Origin of the sequence: Cellulomonas terrae (genome assembly GCF_007990265.1) — a bacterium.
Classification (GTDB): Bacteria; Actinomycetota; Actinomycetes; order Actinomycetales; family Cellulomonadaceae; genus Cellulomonas; species Cellulomonas terrae.
Genome location: NZ_BJWH01000025.1, coordinates 1 through 21,902, shown reverse-complemented (window position 1 = coordinate 21,902; position 21,902 = coordinate 1). Strand labels below are relative to the sequence as shown.

Annotated in this window: 22 protein-coding genes and 1 other RNA gene; 10 read left to right on the top strand and 13 right to left on the bottom strand. The window is 72.0% G+C overall.

The window, feature by feature from the left end:
* The first annotated feature begins 55 nt into the window (after window positions 1-55).
* From CTE05_RS17645 to CTE05_RS17630, 4 genes are read left to right on the top strand one after another with little or no spacing between them, the layout of a single operon-like run.
* A complete protein-coding gene (locus CTE05_RS17645; protein WP_146847615.1) occupies window positions 56-928 on the top strand; it encodes an MOSC domain-containing protein in 873 nt (290 codons plus the stop codon).
* 10 nt (window positions 929-938) lie between these two features.
* Window positions 939-2,108 carry a Nif3-like dinuclear metal center hexameric protein gene (locus CTE05_RS17640; protein WP_146847614.1) on the top strand — a complete coding sequence of 390 codons (1,170 nt, stop codon included), beginning with the start codon at window positions 939-941 and terminating at the stop codon, window positions 2,106-2,108.
* 38 nt (window positions 2,109-2,146) lie between these two features.
* Entirely contained in the window at window positions 2,147-2,893 is a 747-nt protein-coding gene (locus CTE05_RS17635) for a zinc ribbon domain-containing protein (protein ID WP_146847613.1), read from the top strand.
* Between the two features lie 44 nt (window positions 2,894-2,937).
* A complete protein-coding gene (locus CTE05_RS17630; RefSeq protein WP_246123733.1) occupies window positions 2,938-3,684 on the top strand; it encodes a histidine phosphatase family protein in 747 nt (248 codons plus the stop codon).
* Window positions 3,685-3,688: 4 nt separating this feature from the next.
* Here CTE05_RS17630 and CTE05_RS17625 read toward each other — a convergent pair whose 3' ends face one another.
* Both CTE05_RS17625 and CTE05_RS17620 read right to left on the bottom strand, forming a co-directional pair.
* Window positions 3,689-4,858 carry an SLC13 family permease gene (locus CTE05_RS17625; RefSeq protein WP_146847612.1) on the bottom strand — a complete coding sequence of 390 codons (1,170 nt, stop codon included), beginning with the start codon at window positions 4,856-4,858 and terminating at the stop codon, window positions 3,689-3,691.
* Complete coding sequence (locus CTE05_RS17620) at window positions 4,859-5,638, bottom strand: YaaA family protein (RefSeq protein WP_146847611.1); 780 nt, start codon at window positions 5,636-5,638, stop codon at window positions 4,859-4,861.
* Window positions 5,639-5,685: 47 nt separating this feature from the next.
* Here CTE05_RS17620 and CTE05_RS17615 point away from each other — a divergent pair, with 47 nt between their 5' ends.
* On the top strand, window positions 5,686-6,069 hold the full coding sequence (locus CTE05_RS17615; RefSeq protein ID WP_146847610.1) for a tautomerase family protein: 384 nt from the start codon (window positions 5,686-5,688) through the stop codon (window positions 6,067-6,069).
* On the opposite strand, the gene CTE05_RS20810 is transcribed toward CTE05_RS17615, so the two are convergent.
* Window positions 6,051-6,332, bottom strand: a complete 282-nt coding sequence (locus CTE05_RS20810) for a LuxR C-terminal-related transcriptional regulator (protein ID WP_146847609.1) — start codon at window positions 6,330-6,332, stop codon at window positions 6,051-6,053. The genes CTE05_RS17615 and CTE05_RS20810 overlap by 19 nt on opposite strands.
* A gap of 59 nt (window positions 6,333-6,391) precedes the next feature.
* Between CTE05_RS20810 and rnpB the strand changes: the two genes are divergently transcribed.
* Window positions 6,392-6,773, top strand: an RNA gene (gene rnpB / locus CTE05_RS17605) — RNase P RNA component class A.
* A gap of 33 nt (window positions 6,774-6,806) precedes the next feature.
* Here the strand turns inward: rnpB and CTE05_RS17600 are convergent.
* Window positions 6,807-7,601, bottom strand: a complete 795-nt coding sequence (locus CTE05_RS17600) for a M23 family metallopeptidase (protein ID WP_146847608.1) — start codon at window positions 7,599-7,601, stop codon at window positions 6,807-6,809.
* A 275-nt stretch (window positions 7,602-7,876) separates the two neighbouring features.
* On the opposite strand from CTE05_RS17600, the gene CTE05_RS17595 reads away from it, so the two are divergent.
* Window positions 7,877-8,326: a GatB/YqeY domain-containing protein gene (locus CTE05_RS17595; protein ID WP_146847607.1), complete on the top strand. Its 450-nt coding sequence runs from the start codon at window positions 7,877-7,879 to the stop codon at window positions 8,324-8,326.
* On the opposite strand, the gene CTE05_RS17590 is transcribed toward CTE05_RS17595, so the two are convergent.
* From CTE05_RS17590 to map, 6 genes are all read right to left on the bottom strand, one after another.
* On the bottom strand, window positions 8,319-9,203 hold the full coding sequence (locus CTE05_RS17590; protein ID WP_146847606.1) for a hypothetical protein: 885 nt from the start codon (window positions 9,201-9,203) through the stop codon (window positions 8,319-8,321). The two genes, CTE05_RS17595 and CTE05_RS17590, sit on opposite strands and share 8 nt — an antisense overlap.
* Window positions 9,204-9,274: 71 nt before the next feature.
* Window positions 9,275-9,685: a VOC family protein gene (locus CTE05_RS17585; RefSeq protein ID WP_146847605.1), complete on the bottom strand. Its 411-nt coding sequence runs from the start codon at window positions 9,683-9,685 to the stop codon at window positions 9,275-9,277.
* Between the two features lie 40 nt (window positions 9,686-9,725).
* Complete coding sequence (locus tag CTE05_RS17580; protein WP_146847604.1) at window positions 9,726-10,013, bottom strand: DUF6191 domain-containing protein; 288 nt, start codon at window positions 10,011-10,013, stop codon at window positions 9,726-9,728.
* A gap of 5 nt (window positions 10,014-10,018) precedes the next feature.
* Window positions 10,019-10,714, bottom strand: coding sequence for an MBL fold metallo-hydrolase (locus CTE05_RS17575; RefSeq protein ID WP_186814924.1), 696 nt, complete (start codon window positions 10,712-10,714; stop codon window positions 10,019-10,021).
* A 73-nt stretch (window positions 10,715-10,787) separates the two neighbouring features.
* Window positions 10,788-11,564, bottom strand: a complete 777-nt coding sequence (ppgK, locus tag CTE05_RS17570; RefSeq protein ID WP_146847602.1) for a polyphosphate--glucose phosphotransferase — start codon at window positions 11,562-11,564, stop codon at window positions 10,788-10,790.
* On the bottom strand, window positions 11,561-12,433 hold the full coding sequence (gene map / locus CTE05_RS17565; RefSeq protein WP_146847601.1) for a type I methionyl aminopeptidase: 873 nt from the start codon (window positions 12,431-12,433) through the stop codon (window positions 11,561-11,563). The genes ppgK and map overlap by 4 nt, the downstream gene beginning before the upstream one ends.
* 79 nt (window positions 12,434-12,512) lie before the next feature.
* Between map and CTE05_RS17560 the strand changes: the two genes are divergently transcribed.
* Both CTE05_RS17560 and CTE05_RS17555 read left to right on the top strand, forming a co-directional pair.
* Entirely contained in the window at window positions 12,513-12,686 is a 174-nt protein-coding gene (locus CTE05_RS17560) for an SPOR domain-containing protein (protein WP_146847600.1), read from the top strand.
* 161 nt (window positions 12,687-12,847) lie between these two features.
* A complete protein-coding gene (locus CTE05_RS17555) occupies window positions 12,848-16,897 on the top strand; it encodes an eCIS core domain-containing protein (RefSeq protein WP_146847599.1) in 4,050 nt (1,349 codons plus the stop codon).
* Window positions 16,898-16,920: 23 nt separating this feature from the next.
* Here CTE05_RS17555 and CTE05_RS17550 read toward each other — a convergent pair whose 3' ends face one another.
* The 3 genes from CTE05_RS17550 to CTE05_RS17540 are packed head-to-tail and all read right to left on the bottom strand — an operon-like array spanning window position 16,921 to window position 20,419.
* Complete coding sequence (locus CTE05_RS17550) at window positions 16,921-17,901, bottom strand: endonuclease/exonuclease/phosphatase family protein (RefSeq protein ID WP_146847598.1); 981 nt, start codon at window positions 17,899-17,901, stop codon at window positions 16,921-16,923.
* Window positions 17,898-18,710, bottom strand: a complete 813-nt coding sequence (gene panB / locus CTE05_RS17545) for a 3-methyl-2-oxobutanoate hydroxymethyltransferase (RefSeq protein WP_146847597.1) — start codon at window positions 18,708-18,710, stop codon at window positions 17,898-17,900. The genes CTE05_RS17550 and panB overlap by 4 nt, the downstream gene beginning before the upstream one ends.
* 23 nt (window positions 18,711-18,733) lie before the next feature.
* A complete protein-coding gene (locus CTE05_RS17540; RefSeq protein ID WP_146847596.1) occupies window positions 18,734-20,419 on the bottom strand; it encodes an NAD+ synthase in 1,686 nt (561 codons plus the stop codon).
* Window positions 20,420-20,500: 81 nt separating this feature from the next.
* Here CTE05_RS17540 and glnA point away from each other — a divergent pair, with 81 nt between their 5' ends.
* A complete protein-coding gene (gene glnA, locus CTE05_RS17535) occupies window positions 20,501-21,838 on the top strand; it encodes a type I glutamate--ammonia ligase (RefSeq protein WP_146847595.1) in 1,338 nt (445 codons plus the stop codon).
* Window positions 21,839-21,902: the final 64 nt, after the last annotated feature.

Sequence of the window (21,902 nt, the reverse complement as noted above, 5' to 3'; positions counted from 1 at the left end):
CGCCTCGCGGTCACGTCGTCGCCGGCCCAGCCGTCGTGGTTGTTAGGGTCCGACCATGCCGGAGCCCTCTCTCGTCGTCTCGGCGCTCACCGTCTACCCGGTGAAGTCGTTCGCCGGCACCCCGACCACGTCGATGGAGGTCGAGATCGCGGGACCGCGCGGCGACCGCCGGTGGATGGTCGTCGACGAGCACGGCTCGACTCTCACCGCCCGCAGCCACCCGCGCATGCTCGCCGCGCGGGCGACGTCGTACCACGGCGGCGTCCGCCTCGTCTCCGACGACCTGCCGACGCTCGACGTGGCCGAGCCGTCGGGACCGCCCGACCTCCCGGTGCAGCTCAAGCGCCTCGACACGGCGACCCGCGCGGGCGACGAGGCCGACGCGTGGGTCTCGGAGCTGCTGGGGCAGCGCGCGACGCTCGTCTGGCTGGACGACCCGGCCCGCCGGGGGATGGCCGAGAAGCACGGCGGCACCCGCGCGGACCCGCTCGCCCTCACCGACACCGGACCCGTGCACGTGACGTCGACGGCGTCGCTGCGCCGTCTGGACGCCTGGGCGGCCGAGCTCCACGACGAACGCGTCGCGCGGGCCGTCGAGAAGGGCGACCCGGCGCCCGCACCGCGCACGGTGCTCGACATGCGACGGTTCCGCCCGAACCTCGTGGTGGACGGCGACCTCGACCCGTTCGTCGAGGACGGCTGGGCCACGCTGACGGTCGGGGACGTCGAGCTGAGGTTCGCGGACCACTGCGGGCGGTGCGTCCTGACGACGATCGACCCGGACACGCAGGTCAAGGGCAAGGAACCGCTCGCGTCGCTCGCGCGGCACCGGCGCCGGGACGGCGAGGTGTGGTTCGGGATCCAGATGGTCCCCGTGCGGGGTGGCGTCGTCACGGTCGGCGACCGCGTCGCGACGACGGACCGGTAGCGTGCGGCACGTGAGTGCACCGGTCCTGCGTGACGTCGTCCGGCTGCTGGAGCGCCGCTACCCCCCGTCCACGGCCGAGTCGTGGGACGCGGTCGGTCTGGTCACCGGCGACCCGTCCCAGCCCGTGCGGCGGGTCCTGTTCGCGGTCGACCCGGTCGCGGCCGTCGTCGACGAGGCGACCGCGTGGGGTGCGGACCTCGTCGTGACGCACCACCCCCTGCTCCTGCGGCCGGTGCACTCCATCGCCGTCACCACGTTCAAGGGAGCGCTGCTGCACACGCTCGTCCGCTCCGAGACCGCTCTGTACACCGCGCACACCAACGCGGACGCGGCCGCCGGGGGAGTCAACGACGCGCTCGCCGCCGCGCTCGGGCTCGTCGGGACAGCTCCGTTGGATCCCGCCCCGGCAGAGGCGCTGGACAAGCACGTGGTGTTCGTCCCCGTCGCGGACGCAGAACGTCTGGTCGACGCGCTCGCGGCCGCGGGAGCAGGGGCGATCGGCGAGTACACCCGGTGCGCCTGGACGTCGACCGGTGAGGGGACGTTCACCCCGTCGGACGCCGCGTCCCCCACGGTCGGGTCCGCCGGAGAGGCGTCGCACGTCGTCGAGGCGCGCGTCGAGATGGTCGCGCCGCGCCGCCTGCGCTCGTCGGTCGTCGCCGCGATGCGCGCCGCCCACCCGTACGAGGAGCCGGCGTTCGACGTGCTCGAGCTCGCCACGTGGCCCGGCTCGACCGGCACCGGCCGCGTCGGGACGCTGGCAGAGCCGACGACACTGCGGGCGTTCGCGGCCACCGTCGCGGCGGCCCTGCCGGCGACCGTCCAGGGCGTGCGGTTCGCGGGCGACCCGGACGGTCGGGTCGAGCGGGTCGCGGTCGTCGGCGGGTCGGGCGACTCGTTCTTCGACGCCGTCCGCGCGTCGGGCGTCGACGCGTACGTGACCGCCGACCTGCGTCACCACCCGACGTCCGAGCTCCGGGAGCGGGCCGCGCACGAGGGCTCGTCCACGCCGTACCTGGTCGACGTCGCCCACTTCGCCTCCGAGTGGCCCTGGCTCGCCCACGCGGCCCGCGCCCTGGAGGAGGACGTGGCCGCCGCGGGCACTACGGTGGAGACCCGCGTCAGCACGGTGAGCACCGACCCGTGGACGGGACGCGTCGCGAGCCCGGGAACCGCCTGAACCTGCACGACCTCCACAGCACCGCCGGAAGGACACCCGTGACGACTGCACCCGCAGCAGACCAGCGCCGACTGCTCGACGTCCAGGCTCTCGACACCCGCCTCGACCAGATCGCCCACAAGAAGCGCACCCTGCCGGAGCTCGCGCGGCTGACCGAGCTGGACTCGCAGGTCACCGACCTGCACACGGCCCTGGTGACGTCCCAGACGGCGGTCAGCGACCTCCAGCGCGAGCTGCGCAAGGCGGAGGCGGACGTCGAGCAGGTCCGGGTGCGGGCCGCTCGTGACCAGGCACGGCTGGACTCCGGCACGGGCAGCCCGAAGGACCTCCAGGCGCTGCAGAGCGAGCTGGGCACGCTCGGGCGTCGGCAGGCCGAGCTCGAGGAGGTCGAGCTCGACGTCATGGAGCGGCTGGAGGCCCACGAGAGGGCGCTCGCCGAGGTCACGACCGCGCACGAGTCGCTCGCGGAGAAGCGTGCGGGCGTGGAGGCGGAGCGCGACGCCGCGTTCGCCGCGCTCGACGCCGAGGCGGAGACGGTCCGCGCCGAGCGGGCCACGGCGGCGGACGGGCTCGACGCGGGGCTGGTGACGCTCTACGAGCGGCTGCGTGCGCAGCTGGGCGGCAAGGGTGCCGGTGCCCTGCGCGGTCGCCGGTGCGAGAGCTGCCGGCTCGAGCTGAACCCGCTCGACGTCGAGGCGATCGTCAAGGCCCCCGAGGACCAGGTCGTGCGCTGCGAGGAGTGCGGTCGGATCCTCGTGCGCCTCCCGGAGCCCGCGAAGGGCTGACCTGCGGGTCGCGGGTCGGGCGGCGGAGGGACAGACTGCGAGTCGTGAGCGAACCGATCGACACCACGCCGGCCGATCCCGTCGGCTCCCCGCCTGCGCGGGCACCGCGACCGTCGGGCGCCGGCGTCCGGTTCGACGAGGAGCAGCCGGTCACGGTCGTCCTCGTCCGGCACGGGCAGACGACGATGACCGTCTCGCGCGGGTACTCCGGGTCCGGCGAGCCCGGCCCGCCCCTCGACGAGACCGGTCTGCGGCAGGCGCGCGACGCCGCGGACCTCGTCGACCGCGTCGGCCGTGACCTCTGGGGTGACATCCCCTACCCGAGCGAGATCATCGCGTCGCCCATGGTCCGCACCCAGCAGACCGGCGCGATCATCGCCGAGAAGCTCGGACTGCCCGTCCGGACCGACGCCACGTTCCAGGAGGCGAACTTCGGGGAGTGGCAGGGGCTGACCGCCGAGCAGATCGAGGAGCGGTGGCCCGGGCAGCTGGAGCCGTGGCACACCAAGGCCGACCTCAGGCCACCCGGCGGCGAGTCGATCGAGGACGTCGGCCGCAGGCTGCAGCGCGGGCTCGACGCGCTGCTCGCCGGCGGGGTGGACCGGACGGTCGTCGTCGTGAGCCACGCCGTCTCCATCCGCGCAGCCCTCGGGGTCACGATGGGCGCGCAGCCCTCGTCGTGGAGCCAGCTGCGCGTCGCGCCCGCGTCGGTGAGCATCGTGCGGCTCTTCGCGGACCGTCGCGACGAGATCGCCGTGGTGGGGGTGCCGAGCGAGGGCTGGTCGTCCTGACCTGTCAGCTCGTTGCGACGAGGGCGAGCGTGGCTGCCACGACCGCGAGCGGGGCGAGCAGCAGCCCTTGCCGCACGATCGTCCCGGCGGGGACGTCCAGCATGACCGTGCGGCACCGTTGCCACCACAGGACGGTCGCCAGCGAGCCCCACGGCGTGATGAGCGGCCCGACGCCCGTGCCGACGAGCAGCGCGGCGAGCCGCAACGGGTCCGTCCCGACCGCCGGTTCGAGCGCGAGGTAGGCCGGGAGGTTGTTCATCGCGTTCGCCGCGAGCGCGCCCGTGGCGGCGACCTGCAGCAGTGCACCCGGACCGTTGCCCGTGCCCGCGGCCTGGGCGAGCAGCGTGCCGAGGCCCTGGGCGTGGGCGGTCGCGACGACGACGAACAGGCCGAGGACCACGAGCAGCGTCCGCCACGGGACCAGGTCGCGGGCTGCCACGGGGAGCTTCTGGTGTCGGGCGAGCGTCACGACGAGCAGGACGACAGCGACCACGATCGCGGTGGGCGCGGTGGGTGCGCCGACGACGAACGCGACCGCCAGGACGCCGACCGCGACCGCGCACACGACGAGCAGCGGCCGGTCGCGCACCGGGTGCGTCGGGCCGGGGTCGTACGTTCCGCTCAGCGACCGCCGGTCACGCGCGGCCAGGACGGCGACGGTCACCACGACCGCCGCCAGCGCCGGCGCCCACATCAGGCCGAGGTAGCCGACGCCGTCGGCGCGCAGCAGGTGGTCGGCGAGCAGGTTGGTCAGGTTGGAGACCGGCAGGACCAGCGACGCGGTGTTCGCGAGCGCGAGCACGGCGAGCGCGAACGGCAGCGGAGGCGTGCGCGTGTGCCGGGCGAGGGCGATGACGACCGGGGTGAGCAGCACGGCGGTCGTGTCCAGCGACAGCACGGCCGTGCTCACGGTCGCCAGCACGACGACGAGCCCCCACAACGCCCAGCGGCGGCCGCGGGCCAGCCGCGAGGCCAGACCCGCGGCGGCGTCGAACAGCCCCGCCCCGGCGCACATCTCGGCGACGACCGTCAGGGCCGCGACGAAGACCAGGACGGGCAGCGTCCGCTCCGCCAGGACCCGTGCGTCCGTGACGGGGAGCGCACCCGTGACCAGCACGAGCACGGTCACGACGACCGCGACGAGCCACCACGGCACGTGCCGACGGCGTGCCACTCAGGCCACGACGAGCTCGAGCGTGCGCGCACCCCGCGTCGCAGGACCCAGCTCGACGGCGAGCAGGACGGAGCCGACGAGCTCACCGGCGACCCGGGCCAGCGCCTCGGCATCCTGCGGTGCGCGACCACGACGGGTCAGCAGGTGGCGCGTGAGCACCCCGCGCGTGTGCTTGGCGTTGTGCGAGACGACCGACCGCTTCCCGTCGAGCTCGCGCAGCACCCGCACCTGCACCCAGTCGGCGGACCGGGGCGGGTGCCACGCCGCGAGGTACGTCGCTGAGCGGCAGTCGACGACGAGCTCACCGTCTGCGCGTTCCGCGAGCTCGACCCCGAGGGGACCTCGCCACACCCCGGGCAGGTGCCCCAGGCCCGGCAGGTGCGTGGCCATGGACAGCCGGTACGCGGGGATGCGGTCGTCGGGGGCGACGAGGCCCCAGAGCCCGGACACGATCCGCACGGCGTCGGCGGCGCGCGCGCGGCCGGTCGGGGTGAGCCGGTCCAGGCCGGCCGCCGCGTAGAGCACGCCGGTGTACACGTGCTTCGCCGGACCCGTCGGGAGGCTGCGCAGGTGCACGTTGCGCGCGACCTCCGCATCGAGGCTCGCCCCGACACCCAGCACCTGCATGGCGTCCGTCGACGCGCTGACCTCGATCAACGCGTCCAGCACCTTTTCCCGCACCGGGTTGAGGCCGGGGGAGGAGAGGCTGTCCAGGTCGAGCTGGGGGCCGCGGGCGCGCGGCGGCGTCTTGCCCTCGGAGGGCGGCAGGAGCACGAGCACGCCTGAACTGTAGGCTCCGCGCGACGGTGCAGCGCGAGGAGGACCACATGGCGCACGTGAAGATCTACGGCCGGCGCGACGTCTGGCAGGACCGACGCGGATCCGTCTCCGACGCCGTCCACCGTGCCGTCGTCGGCACCTGGGGCCTCCCCGAGGACAAGCGGTTCCACCGCTTCCTGCTCCTCGACGCCGACGACCTCGTCGCACCGCGCAGCAAGGACTACCTCGTGGTCGAGATCCTCTGCTTCACCGGCCGCTCCCGCGAGGCCCGCCGCGCCCTCATCGCCGCGTTCTACGACGACGTCGCACCCACGCTCGGTCTCGGCACCGACGACCTCGAGATCATCATCATCGAGAGCCCCCCGGAGAACTGGGGGATCCGCGGCGTCTCCGGCGACGAGCTGTCCCTGACCTACCGCGTCGACGTCTGAACCGACTGCCGCGGGACGCCCATCAGCTGCCCCCCGACAACAGGCACCGTCCCCTCCGCAGGAACGAGCCCGCGCGCACGTCCGACGGCCAGGGCCGACTCCCGATCAGCCACGCCGAGCTTCACGTAGATCGACCTGACCTGCGACTTCACCGTGTTCCGCGTCACGTACAACGATCCCGCGATCTCGTTGAGCGTCAGCGGCAGGGCCAGGTGCGCGAGGATCACGCGCTCGCGTCGCGTCAGGGCGTGTGTGATGTCCATGGCGTTGGTTCGACGCCGAGCTCCGCGCGGATGGGTGGCGACTATGCTGGCGCCGCGGATGAGTCAGTCAGGCGGCCGCGTCGAGCCCTCGGGCTCGCCGAGGAACGTCCGGGCTCCGCAGAGCAGGGTGGTGGGTAACACCCACCCGGGGTGACCCGCGGGACAGTGCCACAGAGAACAGACCGCCCGACCGGCTCGCCGGTCGGGCAAGGGTGAAACGGTGGTGTAAGAGACCACCAGCGTGCCGGGCGACCGGTGCGGCTAGGTAAACCCCACCCGGAGCAAGGTCAGACAGGGAGCGTTCGAGGGCTGCTCGCCCGAGCTCCCGGGTAGGCCGCTGGAGGCGTACGGCAACGTGCGTCGTAGAGGGATGGCCGCCACTCGCGCAGTGCGGGCAACCGCGCGCGAGGACAGAACCCGGCGTATCGACTGACTCATCCGCACATCGCCCCGACCCGCGGGCACCCTGCCGGCTCAGACGGCGGTGAAACGGTCGAAGTCCGCGCCGGCCACCTCGACCACCGGCACCCCGGCAGCCTTGAAGGACTCGACCGTGCCCGCGTCCCCGAGGCCGACGGCCTGACCGCCGGACCACACCGCGAACCCGCGCCCGCCCTTCTCCGGCGGGCAGAAGAGCAACCACGTCGACGTCGACCTGCGTACCAGCCGCATGAAGTCGCCGTCGCTGATGGGCACGACCTTCGCACCGGCCGCAGCCCACGCGTCGACCGTGGCCTGGTCCCCGATGCCGGTCAGGACGCCGCCGTCGAGCAGGCCGGTGCCGAACGTCGGCGAGTTGACGAGAGTGGGCATGTCGTCCTCCAGACTCGGTGGGGGTTGCTTCTCCACGAGGAGGGCAACGCCGACGACGTTGGCCTCCAGGTGCGGGACCGGGTCGATCTTCACGCCGTCGACCGACACCTCGAAGTGCAGGTGCGCGGCGGTGGCCGAGCCCGTGGCGCCGGCCAGGCCGATGATCTGGCCGCAGCTCACCCGGTCGCCCTTGGACACGCGACGTTCGGACAGGTGCGAGTAGCCGATCCACACGCCGCCGCCGACGTCGATCCGTACGTAGTTCCCCGGCGAGCCCTTCGCGAACAGGGACTTGACGACGGTGCCGTCGCACGCAGCCCGCAGCGGGGTCCCGCTCGCTGCGCGGAAGTCCGTACCGGTGTGCGCCTTCACGACTCCCGTGACCGGGTGCTTGCGTGCAGGGTTGAACCCGGACGTGACTTCTCGACCCTCTGTGGGGTACACCCAGGTCGCCATGCGGTCACCCGCCGGACGTCAGGGAGATGTTCAGGTCGGTCATCGCGCCGCCACCGATGAGCGTGACCTCGGCAAGGGGTGATCCTGGTGCCTGGCGCGGCCCTGCCGTCGGGCTCTGCCTGGACGACGTCGGCGCCGTGGCGGCGCCGATACTCGTCACAACTGTAGGACGGCGACGGCGACACCGTCGAGAACAAAGCACCGCATTTCGCCCGAATCAGCCGTGCGACACGTCGCGCCTGCGCCGCGAGGCGCGGGCAGGGCACGATGGCTCCATGAGCACCCTGGACCAGCTGACGTCCGACCTGACCACCGCCATGAAGGCCCGCGACACCGTGCGCACCGGCGTCCTGCGCCAGATCATCGGTGCGGTGCGCTTCGAGGCGAAGGCGGGCTCGGTCGAGAAGGAGCTGTCGGAGGACGACGTGCTGAAGGTCCTGGCGCGCGAGGTCAAGAAGCGCCGCGACTCGGCGCAGATCTACACCGACGCGGGTGCGCCGGAGCGGGCGGCGACGGAGACGGCCGAGGCGGACCTCATCGAGACGTACCTGCCGGCGCAGCTGTCGGACGGCGAGCTGCAGGCGCTGGTCACTGCGGTGATCGCGGACGTCGGCGCCACCTCGGTGCGGGACATGGGTGCCGTCATGAAGGAGGCGTCCGCGCGCGCGGGTGCGTCCGCGGACGGGAAGAAGCTGTCGACGCTGGTGCGGGCCGCGCTCAGCTGACGGAGGCGGGCAGCGACTCGTAGGTGCGGCCCGTCAGCATCGACGCGACGTCGGAGGTCCACGGCAGCGGCGGCTCGGGCATGACGACGAGCCACGCACCGTCCCGGTCGAAGAACCGCAGGTCGCCGTCGAACGCGTACGTGTCGCGCACGTGCACGCCGAGGTCGGTGACCGTGAACGTCAGGTTGAACAGCCACGCGGCGGGGTCCTGGATCCGGGCGTCGCTGTCGAGGTCCCGGGACGTCCACAACCGCATCCAGGTGACGCTGCGGGACTCGCGTGCGGGCACGACGAGGGGGTGCCCGGGCAGCAGGTCCAGCTCGCCGCCGGCGGGTTCGATGACGTTGACCTGGGCGACGCCGTCGGAGACGTTCTCGAACCAGATGGTCAGGGCGGTACGGAACGCGTACGTCTCGTCGCGCCCGACCTGGAGCTGACCGGTCAGCGGGCGCCACCGGTCCTGGCCGCCGGTGGTGAGCTGGCAGTACTCGAGCGCCGGGCGGCCGGGGGTGCCGGAGCCCTCCGGGAAGGCTCGGGCGACGATCGTCGGGGCCAGCACGTCGAGCCGCGCCTCTTCGAGCATCCTGCGCATCCGGTCGGCCTCGGCACGCTGGCGGTCGGCGTCCCTGCGTGCTCCCTGGGCCTCCTGCTGGGCGAGGGCGATCGCGTCCCGGGCGATCCCGACCTGCTCGTCGAAGACCTTCGTCTGCTTGTGCGTGGCCTCAGCCAGCCGCTTGGAACGGCGGGCAGCCTTGCCTGCGACGATCCAGGCGCCGAGCGCGGCGATGAGGGTCAGGAGGGAGACGGCGAGCGGTGCCCACTGTTCCCAGTCCTGCCAGGCGACGTCCCCCACGACCGGTAGTTCGACGCTGATCATTCAGGGAAGGTACCGACCGATTCGTCCGAATTCGACCCTGACGCGCCCCCGTCACCCGTGTGGGGGAACGATCACGCGCCGGACGCCTCCGCGGCGAGCGCTGCCGCGAGCTGGTCGGGGGTGCTGCGCAACAGGCAGAACTCGTTGCCCTCAGGGTCGGCCAGCACGTGCCAGGGGACGTCGCCCTGACCGATGTCCACGCGCGTCGCGCCGAGCGAGAGCAGGCGGTCGAGCTCGGAGGCCTGGTCGGAGCCGTTGGGCGGGCGCAGGTCGGCGTGCAGACGGTTCTTGGCGACCTTGGCGTCGGGGACCCTGATGAAGAGCCATCCGGTCGCGGCGCCGTCGGGCGGTTCGATGGCGATCTCGTCGTCGTCCTCGGCCGGTTCCCAGACGTAGGACCACCCGAGGGCCTCGCTCCACCAGCGGGCGAGGGTGTGCGGGTCGGCGGCGTCGATCGTCAGGTGCGAGACCACAGGCGTCATGCGTCGCACGTTAGGGGCGACCGCCGACACGCGCGACCCGTCACCTCGGGTCGAGGCGGACGACACCCGAGTCGAGGTCGAGCCGCCCGGCGGCGTCCCCGGTCTGCTTGATGTCGAGCTGCTGGCGGTCCTGCTCGGCGGTGAGGTACTCGCGGTTGGGCTGGAACACGTCGACGAGCGCACCGAACGCGCCGGCACCACCCACGCCCCCGCTCGGGCGCCGTTCGCGCGGACGGCGGCGGTCGAACCAGCCACGGGCCGTCATGCGGTCGACCGCGACGAGCAGGAGCGCGAGCGTGACCACCCCGCCGGCGACGAGCCATCCCATGTGGCTCATCGTCCCACGGCGTCCCGGTGGGCGACATGGGCCGCCGCCGTCCAGGGATGCGCGCACCGCTCGTCGTCGACGTCGGCCCCGGCGACGAGTGCGGACAGGTACGCACGGTCAGCCGCGACGCGTCGAGGGAGATCGCTCCCGACGCTCCCGTGGCCGGGGACGACGACGGCGGCACTGGTTGCCTCCAGCAGCGCGAGCGCTCCCAGGTAGTCCCCGACGGGGTCGTCCGCCGACAGGTCCAGCAGCGGGATCTCGACGTCGGAGAGCATGTCGCCCGCGACGAGCACCCCGGCGTCGGGCAGGAAGAGCGCGGTGTGGGGCCGGGCGTGGGCGGCGTGCACGAGGACCTGCACGGTCGGGCCCGGCCAGTCGAGCACACCGGGGGAGCGGCGGGGGAAGTCGGATGCAGCCGCGGCGACCGGGGCGGGCGGCTCACCGCTCCGGGCGAGCTCGGGGTCGGCGTCGCGTTCCGCCGCGAGCGTCTCGCGGTCGGTGGCCGGGACGCCGGCCGACCAGCGCGGCAGGTGCGCGAGGGCGGGACCGTCGAGCACGTGGTCCCAGTGCGCGTGCGTCGACCAGACGGCGACGGGGGTCCAGCCGCGCGCCCGGATCGTCGCGGCGAGGCCGTCCACCTCGGAGGCGGTCACGGCGGGGTCGACCACCAGGCACGTCCCGTCGGGGCCCACGACCACGGTCGACGTCGTCGTGTAGACAGCGCTCGTCGCGACGTGGACCCCGGGAGCGACCTCGACGAGGTCGCGCTGGTCAGCCGTGAGCCTGCGCCGCCAGCGCGGCAGCGCCGACGATGCCCGCTGCGTTGCGCAGCTCGGCCGGGACGATCTTCGTGCGGATGTCGAGAAGCGGCAGGAAGTCCTTGTGGTGCTTGCTCACGCCGCCGCCGACGACGAACAGGTCGGGCCAGAACAGGTTCTCCACCACGGTGAAGTAGCGCTGCAGGCGCTCCGCCCACTGCGCCCAGTCGAGCCCCTCCCGGTCGCGCACGCTCTCGGCGGCCCGCGACTCGGCGTCGTACCCGTCGATCTCCAGGTGCCCGAGCTCGGTGTTGGGCACCAGGTGGCCGTCGACGATGAGGGCCGAGCCGATCCCGGTGCCGAGCGTGACGACCATGACGACCCCCTGCACGCCCTTGGCCGCGCCGTACACGACCTCGGCGTACCCGGCGGCGTCGGCGTCGTTGACGGCGAGCACCTTGCGGCCCGTCGCGTCGTGCACGGCCTTCTCGACGTTCGTGCCGATCCACGACTTGTCGACGTTCGCCGCGGACTGCGCGACACCGTGCAGGATCACCGCGGGGAACGTGACACCGATCGGCACGTCCTTGCCCAGGTCGAACGAGTTGACGACCTTGGCGACCGTCTCCGCGACGGCGTCGGGGGTCGACGGCTGCGGTGTCGGGATCCGGAGCCGGTCGGCGGCGAACTCGCCCTCGGCCAGCGACACGGGTGCGCCCTTGATCCCGCTCCCGCCGATGTCGATGCCGAATGCCGTCTCGGGGGACTTCTTGTGCTTGTGGTCGCTCATGGCAGGGTCAGGATCTCCGCTCCGGTGTCGGTGACCAGCAGGGTGTGCTCGAACTGCGCACTGCGTCGGCCGTCGGCCGTCAGGACGGTCCAGTCGTCGTCCCACATGACCCAGTCGGGGGTGCCCAGGTTGAGCATGGGCTCGATGGTGAACACCATCCCCGGCTCGATGGTCGTGTCGTACGCGGGAGCCGCGTCGTAGTGGGGGACGACGAGCCCGGTGTGGAACGCGGGGCCGACGCCGTGCCCGGTGTAGTCGCGGACGACGCCGTACCCGAACCGCGCCGCGTACTTCTCGATCACCCGGCCGACCACGTTGATCTCGCGCCCGGGGACGACGGCCTTGATGGCCCGGGCGAGCGCCTCCTGGGTGCGCTCGACCAGCAGCCGCGACTCCTCGTCGACGTCGCCGGCGAGGAACGTCGCGTTGTTGTCGCCGTGCACCCCACCGACGTAGGCCGTGACGTCGATGTTCACGATGTCGCCGTCCTCGATGACGGTCGAGTCGGGGATGCCGTGGCAGATCACCTCGTTGACGGACGTGCACAGCGACTTCGGGAAGCCGCGGTAGCCGAGGGTCGACGGGTAGGCGCCGTGCTCGACGAGGAACTCGTGCCCGATCGCGTCCAGCTCGTCGGTGGTGATGCCGGGTGCGACGTGGCTGCCGACGAGCTCGAGGGCCTGCGCGGCGAGGCGGGCCGCGACCCGGACGCGCTCGATCATCTCGGCGTCGAGGACGTCGCTGCCCGTCCACCGTGCAGGACCCGGCCGGCCGACGTACTCGGGACGGGCGATCGACGACGGGACGGACCGGCGAGGGCTGAGCGTGCCCGGGACCAAGGCGGATCGTGGCGCGTGGACGGGCGGCATACCTGGCAGTCTACGGACAGGAGGGCATCGCGGCCGGTCAGCAGCCATCGGCACGGAGCCCGGACGAAGGGAGACCGCCGTGGCGGACAAGTTCTGGTTCAACATCGAGACCCACGAGGTCGAGGAGGGCCGGCAGAGCGACTGGACCAAGCTCATGGGGCCGTACGAGACCCGCGACGAGGCGACGCACGCCCTGGAGAAGGCCCGCAAGCGCAACCAGGACTGGGAGGCGCAGGACGAGGAGCAGTCCTGAGCACGGTGCACCACCGCGCAGCCTGAGCTGCCCCGACGGGCAGCCGCGAGGGCGGTGATACCTCTCCCACCGTCGGCGCCGGGCGTCGATGGGCTATGACGGGTGGATGACCGGGCAGCTTCTCGCGCGCGCCGGCAGCGGCTCCTCGGACGGGTGAGGTCGTGCCGACGACGCTCGCGCGCGACGCGGTCCAGGAGCCGGAGCGGCGGCACCGGCCCGCACCGGTCGGGACCCCTGCCGCCCGGCAGCCGACGGGTGCGATCCACTCGAACGGTGAGCTCGCCCGGCTCGCCCGCGCGGGCGGCCCGGCGCCGCCCCTCGGCCTGCAGGCGTGGAGCAACCGCGTCGCCCGGTCCAGCCTGGCCGTCACCCATCCCGACGACCCGGTGGAGCGCGAGGCCGAGCGGGTGGCCTCCGACGTCGTGCACCGGCGGCCCGTCGCGGAGCCCTCCCCACCGGTGACGCCGGCCGCTACGACCGCCCGGCGGCCCGCCGCGCGGGAGCCCGACACCGCACCGGCGGTCGCGCCGCCCGCGCCGGAGGCCGGGTCGGTCGCCGAGCACGCGGAGGAGATCGCCGAGGGCGGGCAGGTCGAGGTCCCGCAGTCCGTGGCGTCGCTCATCGCCAGCCCGGGGACCGGCGTCCCGCTCGAACCGGCCGTCCAGGCCCGGGTGGCACCGGTCCTCGGCGCCGACCTCAGCTCCGTCCGCGTGCACCAGGGTCCCGACGCGAGCTCCGCCGCCGCGGCGCTGCAGGCGCGCGCGTTCACCGTGGGCGCCGACATCTTCCTGGGCGAGGGCGAGTCGGCCACCGACCTCGAGCTCATGGCGCACGAGTCCACGCACGTCGTGCAGCAGCAGGCCGTCGGCGTCTACCGTGCCGAGGTCGCCCGCCTGGCCCTGGGCACGGTCATGCCCGACTGGCTCATCAGGGACATCCAGTCGATCCCCGGGTACTCGGTGGTCAGCACCGTCGTCGGCAGCGACCCGATCACGGGGGAGTCCGCCACCGAGAGCAGGCAGGGGTTCGTCGAGAAGCTCCTCACGTTCGGACCGTTCGGTGCCGCGTCGGGCCCTGTCCTGCAGGCCGCGAAGGTGCTCGATGACGTCTTCACGATGCTCGACGAGGGTCTCAAGCGGCACAACCTCACGTTCGACCGGGTGCTCGCCGACCTCGACAGTGCCTGGGAGGAGATGTCGATCACCGAGGGCGTCGAGTTCAACCTCGCGATCGCGCGTCGCTACCTCTCGGCGATCGTCAACGACGTCAAGGCGTTCCTCGGCGAGATCGCGGACGCCGTCATCGCCAAGGTCCGGTCCGTGCTCGCGGCCGTCGCGGAGCCGCTGCTGGAGAAGGACAGCATCGCCCCCTACTGGAGCCTCGCGAAGAAGGTCCTGCACACCAACCCTCTGACAGGCGAGGACGTGCCGGCGACCACGGTCGACATCCTCACCGAGTTCCTCAAGCTCATCGGCCAGCAGAAGGTGCTGGACCAGATGATCGAGCGCGGCACGCTGCAGAAGACCGCCGACTGGGTCGACTCGAAGATCGACCAGTTCCAGGGCATCGTCGGCCAGGTCGCGGCGCTGCTCGAACAGGCCGGCGCGGCGCTGAGCCCGGCGAACCTGCCCAATCTCCTGGACACGCTGCCCGCGCTGGCCGACCAGGCGTTCTCGATCATCAAGCAGATCGGCGACTTCGCGCAGGACGTGATCGCGCAGGTGCTCGTGCTGGTCAAGGACTCGCTGCTGGCGTGGCTGTCGTCCTACGCCAAGAAGATCCCCGGCTACGAGCTGCTGACCGTGATCCTGGAGAAGGACCCGTTCACCGGCGACGTCGTGCCCCGGACGGCCGAGAACCTCATCAAGGGGTTCATCCTCCTGCTCCCCGGCGGCGACGCGATGTACGCCAAGCTCGCCGAGTCGGGTGTCATCGCGAACGCCGCAGGCCGGATCACGTCGGCGATGACCGAGCTGAACATCTCCTGGTCGCTGATCACCGACACGTTCCTCGGCGTGTGGAACCTCGTCACGCTCGAGTCGCTGCTCTCGCCGATCGAGACGTTCGACAAGATCCTCGACCAGTTCGGGGACCCGCTCGAGCGGATCATCCGGTTCGCCGCCGTCGTGGTCCAGGTCGTCGTCGAGCTGATCCTGCGCCTGATGAACTTCCCGCCCGAGATCTTCGGGCACATCCTCAGCCAGGTCGAGTCGGCGATCGAGGACATCAAGCGGGATCCCGTCGAGTTCCTGCTCAACGTCGTGGAGGCGATGAAGCAGGGCTTCAGCCGGTTCTTCGACAACATCCTCGAGCACCTGCTCAAGGGGCTGGCTGCCTGGATGTTCCGCGGTCTGAAGTCCCTGGGCATCGAGACCCCGACCGAGCTGACCCTCGAGGCGGCCATCACCCTGGTCATCCAGGTGTCCGGCGTGACGGTCGAGCTCCTCTGGCAGCGTCTCGCGGCGAAGATCGGCCAGGAGAAGGTCGACAAGATCCGTGAGGCGCTCGAGCTGGCCGGGCAGGCGTTCGACTTCATCAAGGACGTCCAGGAACGCGGCATCGAGGCGATCTGGGACAAGATCAGCGAGCAGCTGAGCAACCTCTGGGACCTGATCTTCGACGCCGCGAAGTCCTGGATCATGAAGGAGATCGTCAACAAGGCGATCGCCAAGGTCCTCTCGATGCTCGACCCCACCGGCATCATGGCGGTCGTCAACTCGTGCATCGCGTTCTTCAAGGCCGTCCAGTCGGTCCTCGACTACATGCGCGAGCTGCTCGAGCTCATCGACTCCTACGTCTCCACCGTCGCGCAGATCGCGAAGGGCAACGTCGGACCCGGTGCTGCGATGCTCGAGACGGGCCTGGCCAACGCCGTCCCGGTCGCCATCGGCTTCCTCGCCAACCAGGCCGGCCTCGGCGACGTCCCGGAGCAGGTCAAGCAGATCATCATCGACCTGCGCGCCAAGATCGTCGAGGCCATCGACTGGTTGATCGACAAGGCCATCTCCTTGGCGAAGTCCGCGCTCGACGCCCTGTTCGGGGGCGAGGAGGGCGAGGAGGACGCGCCGCCCGTCTGGGACGGGAAGTTCAAGGTCGGCAACGAGGACCACCAGCTGTTCTTCGAGAACGACGCGATGCTCGTCGCGTCCGAGGAGAAGCACCCGATCCCGCCGGAGGTCACCGAGGCTCGTGCGCTGCTCGACCAGATCAGGGTCGCGTTCCACCAGAAGACCGGGCGCAAGAAGGGCGAGAAGACCATCAAGGAGCGGGACGAGGAGATCCAGAAGCTCGTCGACCAGGTCAAGGCGCTCCTGATCGCCCACCCGGACCTGTGGAACAAGCTCAAGACCGGTGTCGGGCACGCCCCGAACATCGGGAACGTGGCACCGCACGGTTCGCAGGACACCGGCTGGCAGCCGCCCAAGGGTCAGGAGCAGTTCATGCCGTACTGGGCGCTCGAGTCCGAGCACGTGGTCCCGGACAACCACGTGACGGCGCTCTTCGAAGAGCTGGTCATCGCGCCCACGACGAACGTGGAGTACTCCGCGATGACGACCGTGATGCTCTACATCGGTGCCAGTGCGACCAAGACGTCGACCGACGCGGCCGCCCGCGCGGCGCTGAAGGCGAAGCTGAGCGCGGTGCTCGACAAGGGCGTGCAGACGCTCGTCGCGATCTTCGAGGCGGACTCCGAGGAGGAGTCGGAGCCGAAGTCGTTCCTCGACGCCGTCTCGAAGGTCGAGCAGGAGGTGTGGTCGGCCTTCGACGCGTTCGAGAGCGACGACGCGGTCAGACGGAGCGCGGACGCCGTCATCGCGGAGGGCAAGAAGGATCGTCCCGAGCAGCCCGGGACGGCGAGCAAGGTCGTGCGTGGCGGTGACGACCTGCCGGCGTCGGACAAGATCGCGCAGGCGGCCAAGGCGCAGCTGGCGGTGATCAAGGGCTTCGCGTTCGCGGAGGATCAGGCGGCACGTCAGAAGGCGTACGAGGCGTTCAACGGGGTGGACTCGCTGCGCAAGGCGTTGGTCAACGCGAAGAAACGGCTCCGGACGGCGAGGAACAACGTCGCGGCGTCGACGTCGACCGATCCTGCGGAGCTGCAGAGGCTGCAGGACGCCCTCGCTGTGGCGACGCAGGAGGAGAAGGACGCGCGACTCGCGCGCGACACGGCGACCGCCAAGGCCAAGGCCGAGGCGAAGCTGGCCACGTGACCGGTGCGTCCCGTGCCGACGGGTCAGCGGCGCGCGAGCGTCGCGACGATCGGGCGGTGGTCGCTCGCCCCGGTCCGCGGCAGCACCGCGAAGCCGGTCACGCGCCAGGCGCGCGCGTCGACGAGGACGTGGTCGATCGGCGCAGAGAACACCGTGGGGACGTCCGCCGGCCACGTGCCGGACGAGGCGACACCGGCGGCCCGTGCTGCGTCGACGCACGGTCCGAGGTCCTGGAGGCCGGGGTGGTCGAGCGTCGCGTTCAGGTCGCCCGCAACGATCGCCCCGGGCGTCGACGCGCACGCGTCGGCGATCAGACGGGTCTCCGTCCGCCAGGACGGCATCGCGCCCTGACTGATGGGGGCCATGGGGTGTGCGGCGACGAGCACCGGTGAGCCCGTCGGCTCCGCGGGTTCCGCGCGCAGCGACCCGAGGCGCGTCGGCAGCGGCTCGGCGACGGGGTACGTGCCGACGGCGGGGGAGACCAGCAGCGCCGTCCCGGCGATGAACGAGGTGTTCCCGTCCGCGGTCAGCACCTGCATCGGCCGGCCCGCGGCGGCGAGCCGGTCGGCGGTCGACCGGGCGATGGTGGCCGACGTCTCGGGCAGGACCACGACGTCGGCGCGGTGGGCGAGGACGAGGTCGGCCAGCACCTCGGCGCCGACCGTGTCGAGGGTGTTGAACGACAGGACGACCACGTCGTCGGTCGTGGACGCAGGTGCCGCCCCCTGCGGGTACGACCGGACGACCAGCACGGCGGCCTGCGCGGCGGCACCGAGCGCGAACGCCAACGCCAGCGGGAGCAGCCGGCGGCGCGACCACGGGACCACCACCAGCACGGTGACCACGGCCGCGGCCCCCACCCCGAGCAGCGCACGGAACGAGACCACCTGGGCGACGGGGAAGACGCCCGACGCGACGGGGACGGCCAGCGCGACGAGAGACCCACCGACGAGGGCCGCGAGGACCCAGACGACGACCTGGAGGCGTCTGCCCCGCGTCGTCACTTGTCGAACTGGTGGTCCGCGTCCGGGAACGTGCCGCCGCGCACCTCGTCGGCGTAGGCGGACGCCGCCGCCTTGAGCGCTGCACCGACCTCGCCGAACCGCTTGGCGAACCGCGGCGACCAGTCCGTCATCCCGGCCATGTCGACCCAGACCAGCACCTGGCCGTCGCACTGCGTGCCGGCGCCGATGCCGATCGTGGGGATGTGCAGGATCTCCGTGACCCGCGCGGCCACCGGGGCGGGCACCATCTCGAGGACCACAGCGACGGCGCCGGCCTCCTGGATGGCCACGGCGTCCTCGCAGAGCAGCTCGGCCTCGAGGTCGCCGCGACCCTGCACGCGCGGGCCGCCGAGCAGGTTCTCCGACTGCGGCGTGTACCCGAGGTGCCCGACGACGGGGATGCCGGCGTCGGTGATCGCCCTGATCTGGGCAGCCACCCGCTTGCCGCCCTCGAACTTCACGGCGGCGACGCCGGTCTCCTTCATCATGCGCACGGAGGTCGCGAGCGCCTGCTCCGGCCCGGCCTCGTAGGAGCCGAACGGGAGATCGGCGACGACGAACGCGCGCCTGGCCGCCCCGGCGACGGCCCGCGCGGGCGGGATGAGGTCGTCGACCGTCACCGGCAGCGTCGTGGTGTGCCCGTGCATGGTGTTCCCGATCGAGTCGCCGACCAGCAGCATGTCGATGCCGGCCTCGTCGAAGATCCGCGCGGTGACGGCGTCGTAGGCGGTCAGCATGGTCAGGCGCTCGCCGCGCTCCTTCGCCTCGCGCAGGTGGTGCACGCGCACGCGCTTCGGGGTGGGGGTCATACGTGGAGCTCCTGTCGGGGTGGTCACGGCTCGCGCCACTGGGTGGTGATGGGCAGCCGACGGTCGCGGCCGAACGCCAGGGCGGTCACCTTGGTGCCCGGCGGGTACTGGCGACGCTTCCACTCGGCGCGGTCGACGAGGGTGAGGACCTTGTCGACGACGGCGGGGTCGAACCCGCGGGCCAGCAGCTCGGCCCTGCCCTCGGCGTTCTCGACGTACGCGTCGAGCACCTCGTCGAGGATCTCGTACGGGGGGAGCGAGTCCTGGTCGACCTGACCCGGGCGGAGCTCCGCCGACGGGGGCTTGGTGATCGAGGACTCCGGGATCGGGGGGAGCTCGTCGGGGCCGAACACGCCGTCGAGCGCCGCGTTGTTCCGCCAGCGGGCCAGCGCCCACACACGGGACTTGTCGATGTCCTTGATCGGTCCGAACCCGCCGACGGCGTCGCCGTAGATGGTGGAGTACCCGACCGCGAGCTCCGTCTTGTTGCCGGGAGCGAGCACCAGGTGGCCCTCGGAGTTGGAGATCGCCATGAGGATCACGCCCCGGATCCGGGCCTGCAGGTTCTCCGCGGCGAGGCCGTCGAGGGGGAGCTCGCTCTCGAACGCGTCGACCATCGGCCCGATCGGCTGGACGCGGTAGTCCGCACCGATCCGCTTGGCCAGGTCCGCCGCGTCGTCCTTGCTGTGCTCCGAGGAGTACACCGACGGCATCGACACGCCGACGACGTTCTCGCCCCCGATCGCGTCCGCGGCGATCGCGGCGACGAGCGCCGAGTCGATGCCGCCGGACATCCCGAACACCACCGAGCGGAAGCCGTTCTTCGTCACGTACCCCCGCAGGCCGGTCACCAGGGCGCGGTAGACCTCCTCGTCGGGCGACAGCGGCGGTGCGACGGGGCCGGTCGCGGGTGCGTCGTCGTCCCCGAGCAGGTCCCACACGAGCAGGTGCTCGACGAACTGCGGCGCGCGCGTCAGCACGGTGCCGTCGGTGGCGATCACGAACGAGCCGCCGTCGAACACGAGGTCGTCCTGCGCGCCCACCAGGTTCACGTACGCGACGGGTGCCTCGACCTCGTGCGCGCGACGGGCGGCCAGCTCGACGCGCTGGTGCCCCTTGCCCTCCTCGTACGGCGACGCGTTCAGCACCACCAGCAGCGAGACCTCGTTCTCGTCCATCTGCGAGACCGGTCCGCCGTCCTGCCAGATGTCCTCGCAGATCACGACGCCCACGCGACGGCCGAGGACGTCGATCACGCAGACGTCGTCGCCGCCCGCGAAGATCCGGTACTCGTCGAAGACGCCGTAGTTGGGCAGGTGGTGCTTGTCGTACCGGACCTGCACCTGGCCGTGCTGGAGCAGGACCGCCTGGTTGGTGGGGCGCCGCGGACCGTCGGGGGCGCCGGGCTCGTGCACGGGCGTCACCGACTTCTCACCGACCGTGCCGACGAGGACCGCGAGGTCCCCGAGCCCCTCGTCGGCCAGCGCCGCCGCCGTGCGCTGCAGCGCAGCCTCGGCCCCGCGACGGAACGACGCACGCAGCGCCAGGTCCTCGATGGGGTATCCGGTGAGCGTCATCTCGGGGAAGACCACCAGGTCGGCGCCCGCCTGGGCGGCTGTCCGGGCCCAGTCGAGGACGGCGCGGGCGTTCGCGTCGACGTCGCCCACGCGCGTGTCGATCTGCGCGAGGGCGATGCGGGGGGAAGGCATGTGGACGAGCCTAACCATCTCGTGCGACCCACCTTCCCCAGTGGCCCTGTGCCGGACCGTTCATCAGGCAGGATGTACCGCATGGACAGGCAGCAGGAGTTCGTGCTCCGCACGGTCGAGGAGCGGGACATCCGCTTCATCCGTCTCTGGTTCACCGACGTGCTCGGGATCCTGAAGTCGGTGGCGGTGGCACCCGCGGAGCTCGAGGCCGCCTTCTCCGAGGGGATCGGGTTCGACGGCAGCGCCATCGAGGGCCTGACCCGGGTGTACGAGGCGGACATGATCGCCAAGCCCGACCCGTCGACGTTCCAGATCCTGCCCTGGCGGGGCGAGCGGCACGGCACCGCCCGCATGTTCTGCGACCTGCTCACGCCGGACGGCGAGCCGTCGCTCGCGGACTCCCGCACCGTGCTCAAGCGCGCGCTGTCCAAGGCCGCCGACCAGGGGTTCACCTTCTACACGCACCCCGAGGTCGAGTTCTACCTGTTCGACGCGCCGGCCGACCCGACGCTGCCGCTGGTGCCCGTCGACCAGGGCGGCTACTTCGACCACGTGCCGCGCGGCACCGCGCACGACTTCCGCCGCGCGGCGATCACGATGCTGGAGTCGATGGGCATCTCGGTGGAGTTCTCCCACCACGAGGCCGGACCGGGCCAGAACGAGATCGACCTGCGCTACGCCGACGCCCTGACCACCGCGGACAACATCATGACGTTCCGCACGGTGGTCAAGGAGGTCGCGCTCGAGCAGGGCGTCTTCGCGAGCTTCATGCCCAAGCCGCTGGCCGACCAGCCCGGCTCCGGCATGCACACGCACCTGTCGCTGTTCCAGGGCGACCGCAACGCCTTCCACGAGCCCGGCGGGCACCTGGAGCTGTCGAAGACCGCGCGCTCGTTCATCGCGGGCCTGCTCAGGCACGCCGCCGAGATCACCGCGGTCACCAACCAGTTCGTCAACTCCTACAAGCGCCTGTGGGGCGGTGCCGAGGCGCCGAGCTACGTCTGCTGGGGCCACAACAACCGCTCCGCACTGGTCCGCGTGCCCATGTACAAGCCCGGCAAGGGCAACTCGAGCCGCATCGAGTACCGCGCGGTCGACTCCGCCACGAACCCGTACCTCGCCTACGCGCTCCTGCTCACCGCCGGCCTCAAGGGTGTCGAGGAGGGCTACGAGCTGCCCGAGGGCGCCGAGGACGACGTCTGGGAGCTCACCGACTCGGAGCGCCGCGCGCTCGGCATCGAACCGCTGCCGACGTCGCTCGACGCCGCGATCTCCCTCATGGAGAAGTCGGAGCTCGTCGCGGAGACGCTCGGTGAGCACGTGTTCGACTACTTCCTGCGCAACAAGCGTCAGGAGTGGGAGGCCTACCGCTCGCAGGTGACGCCGTACGAGCTGCGGCGGTTCCTGCCGGTGCTGTGAGCTCGACCTCTCCGGGGCGCGGCTCGTCGCTGGCCGGTCGGCTGACCCGCGTCGGGGTGTCCGA